Source organism: Micromonospora sp. NPDC005707 (assembly GCF_040631005.1).
GTDB lineage: Bacteria > Actinomycetota > Actinomycetes > Mycobacteriales > Micromonosporaceae > Micromonospora.
Window position 1 is genome coordinate 445,729 of sequence record NZ_JBEXYR010000004.1, and the last position, 13,845, is coordinate 459,573.

12 protein-coding genes are annotated in these 13,845 nt (G+C 73.9%); 7 read left to right on the forward strand and 5 right to left on the reverse strand.

The window, feature by feature from the left end; all coding sequences use genetic code 11:
- Nucleotides 1–29: 29 nt before the first annotated feature.
- Nucleotides 30–2,066, reverse strand: a complete 2,037-nt coding sequence (locus ABZ452_RS10010; protein WP_357940881.1) for a protein kinase — start codon at nt 2,064–2,066, stop codon at nt 30–32.
- 204 nt (nt 2,067–2,270) lie between these two features.
- Between ABZ452_RS10010 and ABZ452_RS10015 the strand changes: the two genes are divergently transcribed.
- Both ABZ452_RS10015 and ABZ452_RS10020 read left to right on the forward strand, forming a co-directional pair.
- The gene (locus ABZ452_RS10015; protein WP_357940883.1) at nt 2,271–3,854 is read left to right on the forward strand and encodes a methylmalonyl-CoA mutase family protein; all 1,584 of its coding nucleotides are present in this window, start codon (nt 2,271–2,273) and stop codon (nt 3,852–3,854) included.
- Between the two features lie 640 nt (nt 3,855–4,494).
- Entirely contained in the window at nt 4,495–5,754 is a 1,260-nt protein-coding gene (locus ABZ452_RS10020; protein WP_091260439.1) for an amidohydrolase, read from the forward strand.
- On the opposite strand, the gene ABZ452_RS10025 is transcribed toward ABZ452_RS10020, so the two are convergent.
- Nucleotides 5,711–6,670: a DUF4349 domain-containing protein gene (locus ABZ452_RS10025; RefSeq protein ID WP_357940885.1), complete on the reverse strand. Its 960-nt coding sequence runs from the start codon at nt 6,668–6,670 to the stop codon at nt 5,711–5,713. The genes ABZ452_RS10020 and ABZ452_RS10025 overlap by 44 nt on opposite strands.
- Nucleotides 6,671–6,792: 122 nt before the next feature.
- On the opposite strand from ABZ452_RS10025, the gene ABZ452_RS10030 reads away from it, so the two are divergent.
- From ABZ452_RS10030 to ABZ452_RS10045, 4 genes are read left to right on the forward strand one after another with little or no spacing between them, the layout of a single operon-like run.
- Nucleotides 6,793–7,422, forward strand: a complete 630-nt coding sequence (locus ABZ452_RS10030) for an MBL fold metallo-hydrolase (RefSeq protein ID WP_357940887.1) — start codon at nt 6,793–6,795, stop codon at nt 7,420–7,422.
- A gap of 6 nt (nt 7,423–7,428) precedes the next feature.
- Nucleotides 7,429–8,370 (forward strand): hypothetical protein, encoded by a 942-nt coding sequence (locus ABZ452_RS10035; protein WP_357940889.1) that lies wholly within the window; start codon nt 7,429–7,431, stop codon nt 8,368–8,370.
- A 43-nt stretch (nt 8,371–8,413) separates the two neighbouring features.
- The gene (locus tag ABZ452_RS10040; RefSeq protein ID WP_357940891.1) at nt 8,414–9,151 is read left to right on the forward strand and encodes a hypothetical protein; all 738 of its coding nucleotides are present in this window, start codon (nt 8,414–8,416) and stop codon (nt 9,149–9,151) included.
- A gap of 42 nt (nt 9,152–9,193) precedes the next feature.
- A complete protein-coding gene (locus tag ABZ452_RS10045; protein WP_357940893.1) occupies nt 9,194–10,156 on the forward strand; it encodes a GNAT family N-acetyltransferase in 963 nt (320 codons plus the stop codon).
- Nucleotides 10,157–10,228: 72 nt separating this feature from the next.
- Here the strand turns inward: ABZ452_RS10045 and ABZ452_RS10050 are convergent, their stop codons facing one another.
- Complete coding sequence (locus ABZ452_RS10050; protein WP_091260426.1) at nt 10,229–10,684, reverse strand: gamma-glutamylcyclotransferase; 456 nt, start codon at nt 10,682–10,684, stop codon at nt 10,229–10,231.
- A 165-nt stretch (nt 10,685–10,849) separates the two neighbouring features.
- On the opposite strand from ABZ452_RS10050, the gene ABZ452_RS10055 reads away from it, so the two are divergent.
- Entirely contained in the window at nt 10,850–12,253 is a 1,404-nt protein-coding gene (locus ABZ452_RS10055) for an NAD(P)H-quinone dehydrogenase (protein ID WP_357940896.1), read from the forward strand.
- On the opposite strand, the gene ABZ452_RS10060 is transcribed toward ABZ452_RS10055, so the two are convergent.
- Together ABZ452_RS10060 and ABZ452_RS10065 are read right to left on the reverse strand one after the other, a co-directional pair.
- Nucleotides 12,231–12,908: a DUF998 domain-containing protein gene (locus tag ABZ452_RS10060; protein WP_357940898.1), complete on the reverse strand. Its 678-nt coding sequence runs from the start codon at nt 12,906–12,908 to the stop codon at nt 12,231–12,233. The two genes, ABZ452_RS10055 and ABZ452_RS10060, sit on opposite strands and share 23 nt — an antisense overlap.
- Nucleotides 12,909–13,002: 94 nt before the next feature.
- Nucleotides 13,003–13,632, reverse strand: a complete 630-nt coding sequence (locus ABZ452_RS10065) for a VTT domain-containing protein (RefSeq protein ID WP_357940900.1) — start codon at nt 13,630–13,632, stop codon at nt 13,003–13,005.
- Between the last annotated feature and the right edge of the window lie 213 nt (nt 13,633–13,845).

Sequence of the window (13,845 nt, forward strand, 5' to 3'; positions counted from 1 at the left end):
GCGGATCACCATCGGCCGTCGGCCTCGACTCAGTTGGCTCCGGTGAGCTGGAACGACCGCGCCATCGCCTCGAAGATCGGCTTGCTCGCCGCGAAGTCGGCCTCGTTCGCGGTCAGGTAGAACGAGTAGACCTTGCCGTCCTGCACCACGCCGCGCCACATGCCGTGTCGCTTCGCGTCGCCGTCACCGCAGGTGTATTCGAACCCGGCGGCGGGCTTGCCGGCCAGCGTCGACTCGCTCATCTCCAGCTGCTCGTAGGGCTTGGCGCACGACTTGCTCTTGTCCCGCAGGTTGCGGGAGGCGAACTCGGCCCAGCTGACCGAGGTGCCGTTCCACTCCTCGGCGAGGACGCGTACCTTGCGGCCCGCGGTCTCCGGGTCGACGAAGTCGACGAAGACGCCACCGGTCTTGCGGTCCCAGCCCTTCGGCACCTGCACGTTGACGCCCTTGACCGACTGCGCCTGCATGTCCACGGGCGGAGCCTCGACCGTCGCCGAGGGCAGCGCGCCCACGATCGGCGGCGGTGCGTCGTCGCCGCCGCTGGTCAGCGCGATCACGCCGACCAGGAGCAGCACGGCCACGCCCGCGGCGGCGGCGAGCTGGACCTTGCGCGGCCAGGCCTTCACCCGGCCGACGAGCTGGCTGCCGACACCCTTGGCGCGGCCGAGCGCGCCGCCGTCGGCCGGCGCGGCGCCCGGGGTCGTCGTCCACGGCTGGCCGGTGCCGGGCACCGACCACTGGTTGCCGCCGTAGACCGGCTGGGTGGCGTCGGCGCCCCGGCCGTAGACCGGCTGGGTGGCGTCCGGGTGGCCGGGCACGCGCTGGGTGGCGTCCGGTCCGGCGGTGTGGCCGAGCCGCTGGGTGGCGTCGGGCGAGATGCGCTGGGTGGCCTCCGGGGCCGCGCCGGCCGAGGACATCGCCCCGGTCGGGGTGTGCAGTGGGCCGGCCAGGGCGTCGGCGCTGGTCTCGTCGAGCGCGGCGCCACCGGCCGCCGCGGAGTCCGGCCGCTCGCCGCGGCGCAGGGCGGCGAGCCGGTCGGTCAGCGACTCGCCGGGGCCGATCATCGCCCGGCCGCCGATCTGGCCGCCCGGCTTCGGTTCGGGCGTGATGATCGCCGGCGGGGTCGACGGCCGCTGCACCGGCACCACCGCGTACGGGTCGGTGACCGAGTTGACCGCCGTGGCGGTGCTGGTCAGCGGGCCGGCGAGCAGCTCGCGCAGCATGCCTCGGGCGGTGTGCACGTCCAGCCGGCGGGCCGGGTCCTTCTCCAGCAGGCCCATCAGCACGCGGGTCAGCGGGCCGCTGCGCTGCGGGGTGGCCGGCGGGTCCTCGACCACGGCGTGCATGGTCTCGATCGGGTCGCCCTTGTCGAACGGGGGACGCCCCTCGACGGCGGTGTAGAGCGTCACGCCGAGCGAGAAGAGGTCGCTGGGCGGGCCGAACTCCTGGCCCATGGCCCGCTCGGGCGAGATGAAGTGCGGCGAGCCGAGCACCATGCCGGGCGTCGTGAGCTGCACGTCGGTGGGCATCCGGGCCACGCCGAAGTCGGTCAGCACGCACCGGCCGTCGGTGCAGATCAGCACGTTGGCCGGCTTGACGTCGCGGTGCAGCACGCCGATCGCGTGCGCCACCTCCAGCGCGCCGAGCAGGGCGATGCCGATCTTGGCGACCGCGCGGGGCGCCACCGGCCCGTCCTCGATCACCATGTCGGCCAGGCTGCGGGCGTCCAGCAGCTCCATCACGATCCACGGCCGGCCACCCTCGGTGACCACGTCGTAGACCTGGACCACGGCGGGGTGCTGGATCGCGGCGGCCGCGCGGGCCTCGCGGAGGGTCCGTTCGTACAGTGCGTCGCGGTCGCTGGGGGCGAGCCCCGGCGGGAGGACGACCTCCTTCACCGCCACGTCGCGGCGCAGCAGGGTGTCTGTCGCGCGCCAGACCGTGCCCATGCCGCCGTTGCCCACCGGGGAGCGCAGCGAGTAGCGGCCACCGATGGTGGTGCCGGATGCTGCGCGTCCAGTGGGGGGACTGGCGGGTCCGCCGCTCCACGTCGGGATCTGAGTCACAGAAAAGCCACCGGGGGATATCGAGGGGGCTGGGACACAACCCCACTATCTTGCTGGTTCCGACGCCCGATGCGAAACCCGACGCGGCGGACGTTTACCTACTCGACGGTATGTGGCCAGCTACTCACCTCCGGTCGATGCGCGCCGTCGCGGTGTGCGGTATCCCTCACCCAACGAACGGCGACCGCGTCCTACCATCCGGTAATGAGCGAAGCGCGGTCAAGCGAGTCGGGTTTCCCGATCAAGGGCGTCTACACGGCGGCCGACCTTCCGGAGGACCTGGACTCCCGGCTGGGCGGCCCGGGTGAATACCCGTACACCCGCGGGGTCTACCCGACGATGTACACCTCCCGGCCGTGGACCATGCGGCAGTACGCCGGCTTCGGCACCGCCACCGAGAGCAACGCCCGCTACCACCAGCTGCTGCGCGCCGGCACCATGGGCCTCTCCGTCGCCTTCGACCTGCCCACCCAGATGGGGTACGACTCGGACGACCCGATCGCGCACGGCGAGGTCGGCAAGGTGGGCGTGGCCATCGACTCCATCGAGGACATGCGGACGCTCTTCGACGGCATCCCGCTGGACAAGGTCTCCACCTCGATGACCATCAACGCGCCCGGCTCGGTGCTGCTCCTGCTCTACCAGCTCGTGGCGGAGGAGTCCGGGGTGCCGGGCGCGGCGCTCAACGGCACCATCCAGAACGACATCCTCAAGGAGTACATCGCCCGGGGGACGTACATCTTCCCGCCGAAGCCCTCGCTGCGGCTGGTCGCCGACACCTTCGCCTACTGCCGGGCCGAGGTGCCGAAGTGGAACACCATCTCCATCTCCGGCTACCACATGGCCGAGGCCGGCGCGTCGCCCGCGCAGGAGATCGCGTTCACCCTGGCCAACGGCGTGGAGTACGTCCGGGCGGCGCTGGCCGCCGGCCTGGCCGTGGACGACTTCGCGCCCCGGCTGTCGTTCTTCTTCGTGGCGCGCACCACGCTGCTGGAGGAGGTCGCCAAGTTCCGGGCGGCCCGGCGCATCTGGGCCCGGCTCATGCGCGACGAGTTCGGGGCGAAGAACCCGAAGTCCATGATGCTGCGGTTCCACACCCAGACCGCCGGCGTGCAGCTCACCGCCCAGCAGCCGGAGGTGAACCTGGTGCGGGTGGCGGTCCAGGGCCTGGGCGCGGTGCTCGGCGGCACCCAGTCGCTGCACACCAACAGCTTCGACGAGGCGATCGCGCTGCCCACCGAGAAGGCGGCCCGGCTGGCGCTGCGCACCCAGCAGGTGCTGGCGTACGAGACGGACCTGACGGCCACCGTGGACCCGTTCGCCGGGTCGTACGTGGTGGAGGCGATGACCGCCGAGCTGGAGACGGCCGCCGACGAGCTGATGCAGCGGGTCTTCGACCACGGTTCGGCGGTGGACGCCATCGAGGCGGGCTTCCAGAAGCGGGAGATCGAGCAGTCCGCGTACCGGATCGCCCAGGAGATCGACTCCGGCGAGCGGGTGGTGGTCGGGCTCAACCGCTTCCGGATCGACGAGGAGGAGCCGTACGAGCCGCTGCGGGTCGACCCGACGATCGAGGTCGGCCAGGCGGAGCGGCTGGCCAAGCTGCGCGCCCAGCGGGACTCCGGTGCGGTCGAGCGCGCGCTGGCCGAGCTGCGGGCGGCGGCCGAGGGTGACGCCAACGTGCTCTACCCGATGCGGGAGGCGCTGCGCGCCCGGGCCACCGTCGGTGAGGTGTGCGGAACGCTGCGCGACGTGTGGGGGATCCACCGGCCGAGCGACCGGTTCTAAGTCGACGAGGGCGGCCCGCCCGGCACCCCGTGCGGTGTCCGGTGCGGGCCGCCGTCGCGTTCCCGATCTCGCGCTGACCTGGGCGAACGCATCGCGGCGGCGTACAGTCGATGGTCTCCCCGCACGCGGCGGGGGCGGTGACGGCTCGGTGCGGATCCTCCCCGGGCGACGCCGCCCGGGCGCCGCTCCCGGGGCCGTCGGGCAGCGTGGCCGGAGCCGGCGCGCGTGTGCGGATCGGGATTGCGGGTAACCCGGTCGGGTGAACCGGACGGACAGCCTGTGCGGTCGCACGCGGGGCCGCCATGTCACCGTGAGGAGTCGTCCGACAGCCGACCGTTGTCGCGCAATTGTCCGAGCGGCAGTTAATTGTCGCGACTAATGCGACAATTCGGAACGACGGCCCGGGTTTTGGTGACCGTTGAATCGGTTACGCGTTGTAGGAGGTGTGGGGCAGATGACGGCGTTCGACCGCGATCTACCTGCTGTCCCGCAGATATTCGGGCCCTCTCACCAGGGCATTCGTGACGCTGCGCGGTCCGACCGCTACGCGAAAGATGTTGCGCAGCGTCACCGCCGGAGGTCTAGGCTGTCTGCTGTTCTCCCCGATGATCCATCCATCTCTAGTGATCGAGAATTCGACGTGACGAGTGCGTTGACGCTGCCGTCCGGCAGCCAGCTGGCGTCGTCCTGGCCGGAGGCGCCGACCGGGTCCCAGCCCCTGCCCCTGGAACTCGACCATCTGCTTGCGCTGCGCGTACCGGGCCTCATCGCCACCCGCCGTCACATCCACTCCCACCCGGAGCTGTCGGGCGAGGAGTTCGAGACGGCCGCCCTGGTGCACCGGGAGCTCTCCCTCGCCGGGCTGAAGCCGCGCCTGCTGCCGAAGGGCAACGGCGTCATCTGCGACATCGACGGGCGCCCGGACGGCCCGGTGATCGCACTCCGCGCCGACATCGACGCGCTGCCGCTCAGCGACCCGAAGGACGTGCCGTACCGGTCCACCGTGGACGGGGTCTGCCACGCCTGCGGGCACGACGTGCACACCACCGTGATGCTCGGCGTGGGCATGCTGCTCGCCCAGCTCGCCGACCTCGGCCAGCTCGACGGCCGCGTGCGGCTCATCTTCCAGCCGGCCGAGGAGATCCTGCCCTGCGGCTCGCTGGAGGTCATCGAGGCCGGCGGCCTGGACGACGTGGTGCAGATCTTCGCGGTCCACTGCGACCCGAACCTGCCGGTCGGCAAGGTCGGCCTGCGGGTCGGCCCGATCACCGCCGCCGCCGACAACGTCACCGTCCGGCTGACCGGCCCCGGCGGGCACACCGCCCGCCCTCACCTGACCGTCGACCTGGTCGACGCGCTGGGCCGGCTGGTCACCGAGGTGCCGACCCTGGTCAGCCGCCGGGTGCCGGCCAACAGCGGGCTGCTGCTGGTGTTCGGCCACGCCTCGGCCGGCACCCGCTACAACGTCATCCCCTCCGAGGCCTGCGCCGCCGGCACCCTGCGGGTGATGGACCGCGACACCTGGGACCAGGCCCCGAAGATCGTGGCTCAGGTGGTGCGGGACGTCCTCGCCCCCACCGGCGCCACCGTCGACCTCGAATACCTGCGCGGCCGGCCCCCGGTCACCAACGACGCCCGGGCCATCGGCGTGCTCACCGCCGCCACCGCGGCCGCGCTCGGGCCCGAGGGCATCGCCGAGACCCCGCAGAGCATGGGCGGCGAGGACTTCTCCTGGTACCTGGAGCACGTGCCCGGCGCGCTCGCCCGCCTCGGCGTCGGCCGGAACGGGCCCAACGTGGACCTGCACCGGGCCTCGTTCGACGTGGACGAGCGCGCCATCCCGGTCGGCGTACGCCTCATGGTCCAGACCGCGCTGCGGGCACTGGCGGCGGCCCGCTAGGCACCGGACCCTCCGGCAGCGCCGGGCCGCCCGGCGGCGTACGCCGACGGCGCCGGCGGGCCAGGGCCAGCACGAGCGCGACCGGAACGCCGATCGCCACCGCGAACGGCAGCACCGCGCCCAGCACGGTGAGCGCCACCCGCAGCGAGCCCAGGAACGCCGACCAGCCGCCCCGCAGCCCGGCCAGGAAGCCGAGGTCCTCCTCGTCCTCGACGGCCGCGGCCTCCGGACCGACGAAGGTCACCGTGATGGTGGAGAGCGCGGTCAGGTCGGCGAGCCGCCGCTTCTTCGCCTCCAGCGAGGCCAGGTCCGCCTCCCGGCGGCCCACCTCGTTCTCCAGCGTGACCAGGTCGGTGATCGAGGTGGCCCGGGCCAGCAGCCGCCGGGCGCTGTCCACCCGGGCCCGCTGGGTGGCGATCCGGGCGTCCAGGTCCACGGTCTCCTCGGTGACGTCCTCGGTGCGGACCTCGCGCCGCTCCTGGTCGCCGAGCTTGACCAGCGCCTCCAGCACGGTCGTGAACCGCTCCGCCGGCACCCGCAGGGTCAGCTCGGCCCGCGCGTCCGCCGAGTCGCTGTTGCGCTGGTCGCCGCCGACGAAGCCGCCCGCCGCCGTCGCCGCCGTGCTCGCCTCGCGGGCCGCCCGCTCCACGTCGTCCACCCGCACCTGGAGCGTTCCGGTGTAGATGATCGCCCGCTGGTCGACCCGCAGGTCCGCGCCGCCCGCGCCGGACTGCGCCTTCTCCGGCGCGGCCTGGTCCCGGTCCGCCGCCCCACCCGCCACCGACTGCGGCTGGGCGGCCGAACCGGCGTTGTCACCCGAGTCACCGCCCGCGCTGCAGGCCCCGACGCCCAACACCACCAGCAGCCCGGCCGCCGCGAGCGCCCGGCCCCGGCGGCGGCTGTCCCGTATCCTCATGTCCCCGCTCCGATCCTTCGACGGCCCCGCTGCGGGACCGATACGTCGGACGCGACGCGACACCGCGCCGGTTCCGGCAGACTGCGCTGAGGACGTCACGATTCGATAATCGAGGAGTCACGATGCAGCTCACCAAGTACGCCCACTCCTGCCTCCGGCTGGAGCACGACGGGGGAGTGCTGGCCGTGGACCCCGGAGTCTTCAGCGATCCGGCGGCGCTGGACGGGGCGGACGCGGTGCTGATCACCCACGAGCACCCGGACCATGTGGACGTCGAGACGCTGACCCGGGCGCTGGACCGGCGGCCCGCCCGGATCTACGGCCCGGCCTCCCTCACCGGGGTGCTCGGGGACGTCGCCGAGGCGCTGACCGTGGTCACGCCCGGCGAGTCGTTCACCGCGGCCGGGGTGGCGGTCCGCGCGTACGGCGGCCAGCACGCGGTCATCCACCCCGACATTCCCGTCGTCCAGAACATCGGCTACCTGTTCAACGACGTCGTCTACCACCCGGGCGACGCGCTCGTCGTCCCCGACGACGTCCAGGTCGACACGCTCTTCGCCCCGATCCACGCGCCCTGGTCGAAGTTCTCCGAGGTGGTCGACTTCATCCGGGCGGTCGCCCCGCGGCGGGCGTTCGCCCTGCACGACGCGCTGCTCAACGCCAACGGCTTCGGCGTGCTCGACCGCCAGTACACCGCGCTGTCGAAGACCGAGTACCGGCGCCTCGAACCGGGCACCCGGATCGACGCCTGAGCGCGCATGGCCGGTCCACCCCCCGACCTGGTCCAGCGGCTCTACGCGACGCCGCCGGACCGGTTCGTCGCGGCCCGGGACGCCGCGGTCGCCGAGGCCCGCCGGGCCGGTGACCCGAAGGGCGCCCGGGAGATCGGCAAGCTGCGCCGGCCCACCGTCGCCGCCTGGCTGGTCAACCTGCTCGCGATCCGCCGCCCCGAGCTGGTCGCCGACCTGGCGCAGCTCGCCGAGTCGCTCCGCTCGGCGCAGCGGGACCTGCGCGGCGGCAAGCTCCGCGAGCTCTCCGCGCAGCGCCGGGCCGTCGTGGGCGCGCTCGTCGCCGAGGTACGCAAGCTGGCCGCCGCCGAGCCGGCCGCCCCGCCGCTCGGGAAGCTGCCGCTCGGCGAGGTCGAGGCGACGTTGAACGCCGCGCTCTCCGACACCGAGGTGGCCGAGCAGGTACGCGCCGGCCGGCTGCTGCGATCCACCCACTACGCCGGGTTCGGCGAGGTGCCCCGGCCGCAGTTGCGGCTGGTCACCGGGGGCGGCGAGGAGGAACCCGCCGTACCCGACCGGGCGGCCGAGCGCGCCGAGAGCCGGCGCACGCGCGACCAGCGGGCCGCTGAACGGGAGGCCCGGGCCGAGCGGGCGAAGCGCCGCCGGGCCGTGGAACGCGAGCTGGCCAAGGCCCGCGACGACCAGGACCGGGCGGAGGCGGAGCTGACCGGGGTCACCGACGCGGAACGGGACGGTGCGGCGACGCTGGACCGGATCGAGACCGAACTGGCCGAGCTGGAGCGCCGCCGGGCCGTCGCCGAGCAGGAGCTGAGCCGGGCCAAGCTGGCCCGTCGCGGCGCGGAACGGTCGCTCACCGCCGCCCGCCGGCGCACCGGTGAGGTGGAGGCCGCCTTGGAGGCGCTGGACGCCGAAGAGGAGGATGCCGCGGAGGGTGGTCACGAGGCAGACTGATCGTGATGGATGACCACGGTGGACGGACGGTGGGGTGCCGCCGATGACCCCGGAGCAGGTCGCCGCCGCCAGCAAGCCGCTGGTGCTGGAGCTCGGGGAGGCGTTCTCCCGCTGCCCGTCGACGCTGCGCCGGGCCCGGCTGCTCGGCATCTCCGGCTGGGCCTTCTACATCACCGGCCGGGCCGGCGCGCTCGGCGACGTACGCGCCGAGACGGTCGCCGCCGCGCTCGGCTTCATCGCACCGGAGGCCGTCGCCGACGGCTGGGACGCCGCCGTGCGCACCGTCCCGCCGCTGGAGGTGGCGGGCGCGAACCTGGCCGAGTGCTGCCGGTGGGGCGCCACCAACCTGGGGGACGCTCCGGAGACGTCCCGCCTCGCCGGGCTGCTGCGGCAGGTGGTCGACGCGGCGGACGGCAGCGGCATGCCGCTCTTCGCCGCCTGGCGGGCCATGCCGGTCGACGACCCCACACCGGGCGCCCGGGCGGCTGTCGCGCTGCTACTGCTCCGCGAGCACTTCGCCGGGGCGTACCTGCTGGCGGTGCGGGCCGCCGGGATGACACCGCTGGAGGCGGTGCTGGCCGGCCCGGAGGGGGACGCCGGGGCCGCGGCGTGCGGCTGGTCGCCGCCGTACCCGCCGGTGGGGCCGCTGGTGCGGCGGCGGCTGTGGGCCGAGGCGGTGACCGACCGGCTGGTGTCCCCGGCGTTCCGGGCGCTCGGCCCCGGCGAGGGCGCGGAACTGCTCAACCTGCTCACCGCCGCGCGACTGCACGTCCGCGGATAAATGGGGAGCGCGGTCGCCGGGGCGGCTGTCAGGATCGGCCGCGTGACGATCCCCGCCGGCTGGACCGCCCGCCGCCCCACCCTCGACGACGTGCCCGCGATCCTGGCCGTCGTGCACGCCGCCGACACCTTCGCCGTCGGCTACCCCGACTTCGACGCCGAGGACGTCCAGGACGCCCTGACCGCGCCCTTCGTCGACATGGCCCGCGACTCGTGGCTGGTCACCGACCCGGACGGCACCGCGGTGGCCTGGGCGATCCTGAGCAACCCCACCGGGGTGGGCCGGGAGTTCGTCGAGGTCTATGTCGACCCGGACCGCGGCGTGGACCTGCGCGCCCCGCTGCTGGCCCGGCTGCTCGACCGGGTCGCCGAGCGGGCCACCGAGCGGGGCCTGCCCGCGCTCGCCGCCCGGACCGCCGTCTTCGCGCCGGAGACCCGCTGGGCGGAGGAGCTGGTCGAGGCCGGCTTCACCCGGCTCAAGCGGTACATCCGGATGACCCGCTCGCTCGCCGACCTGCCCGCCGAGCCGCCGCTCCCGGCCGGCGTGACCGTGCGCCCGCTGCGCGTCGACGACGAGGCCGACCTGCGGCTGTTCTACCGGATCTTCGACACCGCCTTCCGGGACACGCCGGACTACGAGCCCGTCGACTTCGCGGGATGGCGGGAGCAGCTCCCGTCGTACGGCAAGGTCTGGGACGAGTGGTTCCTGGCCGAGGTCGACGGGGAGCCGGCCGGCGCCCTCCAGTCCTCCGACCAGGCGCTCGATCAGGACATGGGCTGGGTGCGGACGCTGTCTGTGCTGCCCGCGTACCGGCGGCGCGGGGTCGGGGCGGCGCTGCTGCGCCGGGCCTTCGCCATCTACGCCGCCAAGGGCCGGTCCGGGGCCGGTCTCGGCGTCGACCTGGCCAACCCGACCGCCCCGGTCACCCTCTACCGCTCGGTCGGGCTGGCCGAGGCGCGCTGGACCGACATGTACGAGCGGAGCGTCCCCGCCGCGGGTGTGTGATACGCGACCCGCCGCGGGGCCGCCGCCCGATCGGGGATCCGGCCGGAGCAGACTGAAGAGGTGGGAGACGCGCTACGCGGACGCGGTGCCGGTGGGGCGGGACCGCAGCTCGGTGACGTAGTCGTCCGGCGCGCCCGCCTTCTCCGCCGCGTTCGCGATCTCCGACAGGTACCACGACGTCGGCAGGCCGCCCTCGTAGCCGTCGAAGACGTAGACCCAGGCGGTCACGTCCCCGTCGAGCGTCGAGACACGCACGGTCAGCTTCCGGTACGTCCCGGAGGTCACACCCTCGATCTCGTCGAGCTGGGCCGCGTCGTAGGGGTGGATGTCGTAGAGCGCCACGAAGACCCGGTCGCCCGGCGACTCGACCACGGTGCTGACCGAGCCCTCCCAGCCGATGACGTCCTCGCCCGCGAAGGTGAGCCGCCACCCCTCCAGCCAGCCGGTGCCCACCATCGGCGAATGCGGACAGTAGGCACGCATGCGGGCGGGGTCCAGGTTTGAGCCGTAGGCGGCGTAAAGACGCACGGCGATGACGATAGCCCGGCCGACGGGTGGGGGAGAATACGACGGTGCGTGTCGAGCGCGACGGGGAGAAGAAAGTCACTGTGAGCATTGATCGGGGGCGAGCGCGGTGAGCGCGAGGAGCGCAGCGGAGCGGAGCCCCGCAGTCGCGAACGAAAGGATGGCTCAGTGAGCCAGATCGTGATCATCGGCGGCGGGCCGGCCGGCTACGAGGCGGCGCTGGTCGCCGCCCAGCTCGACGCCGATGTCACCGTGGTCGAGGCGGAGGGGGCCGGCGGCGCCTGCGTGCTCTCCGACTGCGTGCCGTCCAAGACGTTCATCGCCAGCTCCGGCGTGGTCACCGGCTACCGGGACACCGAGGAGTTCGGGGTGCACTCGGACGGGCTGGAGGCCGTCACGGTCGACGCCCGGGCCGTGCACGAGCGGGTCAAGCGGCTCGCCCTGGCCCAGTCCGTGGACATCCACACCAAGCTGGTCAAGGCCGGCGTCGAGTTCGTCGCCGGCTCCGCCCGGCTCGGCGAGGACACCCTCGGTCACACCCACCGGGTGATCGTCACTCCGGCCGGCGGCGGCGAGGAGTACTCGATGGCCGCCACCACCGTGCTGATCGCCACCGGCGCCACCCCGCGCCAGCTCCCCACCGCCGTGCCCGACGGCGAACGCATCCTGACCTGGCGCCAGGTGTACGACCTGCCCGAGCTGCCCGAGCACCTGATCGTGGTCGGCTCCGGCGTGACCGGCGCCGAGTTCGCCAGCGCCTACCTGGCCATGGGGGTCGACGTCACGCTGGTCTCCAGCCGGGACCGGGTCATGCCGCACGAGGACGCCGACGCCGCCTCCGCGATCGAGCGGGTGTTCCGCAACCGGGGCATGACCATCCTCAACAACTCCCGCGCCGAGGCGGTCCGCCGGATCGGCGACGGCGTCGAGGTGGTGCTCGCCGACGGCCGGGTGGTCGCCGGCTCGCACGCGCTGATCGCGGTCGGCTCGATCCCCAACACCGCCGACCTGGGCCTCGCCGAGTACGGCGTCGAGCTGGCCCGGGGCGGCTACGTCACGGTCGACCGGGTCTCCCGCACCAACGTCCCCGGCATCTACGCGGCCGGCGACTGCACGGGCGTGCTGCCGCTGGCCAGCGTCGCCGCCATGCAGGGCCGGATCGCCATGTGGCACGCGCTCGGCGAGGCGGTCCGGCCGCTGCGGCTGCGTACCGTCGCGGCGAACGTCTTCACCGACCCGGAGCTGGCCACCGTCGGCGTCTCGCAGGACGAGGTCGACGCCGGCAAGGTCCCGGCCCGCCAGGTGATGCTGCCGCTCTCCGGCAACGCCCGGGCGAAGATGGACGACCTGGCCGACGGCTTCGTGAAGCTCTTCTGCCGGCCGGCCAGCGGCCAGGTGATCGGCGGCGTGGTGGTCGCGCCGAAGGCCAGCGAGCTGATCCTCCCGATCACCATGGCGGTGGAGAACAACCTCACCGTCAACGAGCTGGCCCAGACCATCACCATCTACCCGAGCCTGTCCGGCTCGATCACCGAGGCCGCCCGCCAGCTCATGCTCCACGAGCTGGAGTGAGCTCCCGCTCCCGCAGCACCACCTCGGCGAGGTGGCGGTGTTCCCCGCCCCGGGGCGCCGCCGCCCCGCCGGTCCGGCGCCCGGCCAGCGTGGCCGCGACCACCGCGAGCAGGGCGACCTCGGCGAGGATGAGCAGGCGCTCGACCAGGCCGATCAGCAGCCGGTCGCCGGGGTAGGCGGACCAGATCATCGTGGCGGCCAGCACGAGACTGGTCAGGACGAGCCCGCGTACCCACCCGGCGGCCCGCCCACCGAGCCGTCGGGCGAGCAGCCAGCCGCCGACGGGCAGGGCCAGGAAGGCCACCACCGAGGCGTACCGGTGCACGTAGGCGGCGACGTCCATGGGCAGCCCCGGCTCGTTGGTGGGCACCACCGCGGCGGCCATCAGGCCGGCCGACCAGGCCACCAGCAGCGCCCCCGCGAGCCGGCCCGCGCCGGCCCGGAGCAGCGCCGGCAGGAGGACGAGCGTGGCCGCCGCGAGCACGGCCATGGCCGTGTCGATGACGCCGCCCCGGTCGGAGACGGCGAAGTCGCTGACGGTCAGCGACCAGGGACTCAGGTTGTCGTTCACCTCGAGGTGACCGAGGACGGCGAGCACCGCCGCCAGGGCGATCCCGCCGAGGGCCAGCAGACCACTGCTCCGGGTTCCAGGCATGCCTCAGCCTGTCGCCGGAACCGCCCGAAACGGATCCGGGACCGCCACCCACTTCGATCCGGGGGTCGCCCCCTAGAGGCAGCGGGCGCGGTGGTCAGGAGGCCGCCGTCGGTTCCTCGACCGTCACCTCGGCCTCGGGGCGGTGGCGGGCGCTGATCACCGTCATGGCCCAGCCCGCCGCCGCGAACCCGGCCGCCGCCGCCCCGCCGATCAGCAGCAGCCGCCACACCGACTCGGTCAGCGCGGCGCCGCCGAGGTGCCCGACCAGCGTCCCGTACGCGGCCCAGCAGATGGCCGCTGCCGCCTCGTAGAGGACGAAGAGGCGGTACGGGTAGCGGCTGCGCCCGGCCGAGAAGCAGGCCGCCATCCGGCCCCCGGGCACGAACCGGCAGAGCAGGATCACCAGTGGCCCCGGTTCGCGCAGCCCACGGGTGACCCGGGCGGCGGCCCGCCGGGCCCGTCCCGGGGTCGCGTGTCGCGGCTCGCGGCGGGTCGGGGCGGTGCGCCCGAGCAGGTAGCACGCCAGGTCGCCGGCGAAGACACCGAGCGCGCCGACCGCGATGGTCAGCGGCAGGCTGAGTCCGCCGTAGACGGTCAGCGCACCGCTGGTGATCATGACGACCTGGGTCGGCACCACCGGCACGAAGGCGTCGGCGACGAGCAGGGTGAGCAGCACCGCGTACGCCCAGGTGGGCGACGCGACGTCAGAGATGAGTTCGGCCACGACCGCCACCTCGCCGGAGTTCCCCGTTGTACCGCACCGAGCCTGACGGCGTGTCCCGCGTCACCGCGACCAGCCCTGCCCCGCGGTGACGGCCGACACCAGCAGGCCACTCGTGTTCAACGATGCGGCGCCGCCGAATGTGACGATCCGTCGGGGCGTCGCGCCGCGCCGGGGCGGGCGGCGGATCGTCGATCCGCGGCGTACCGTTGTCGG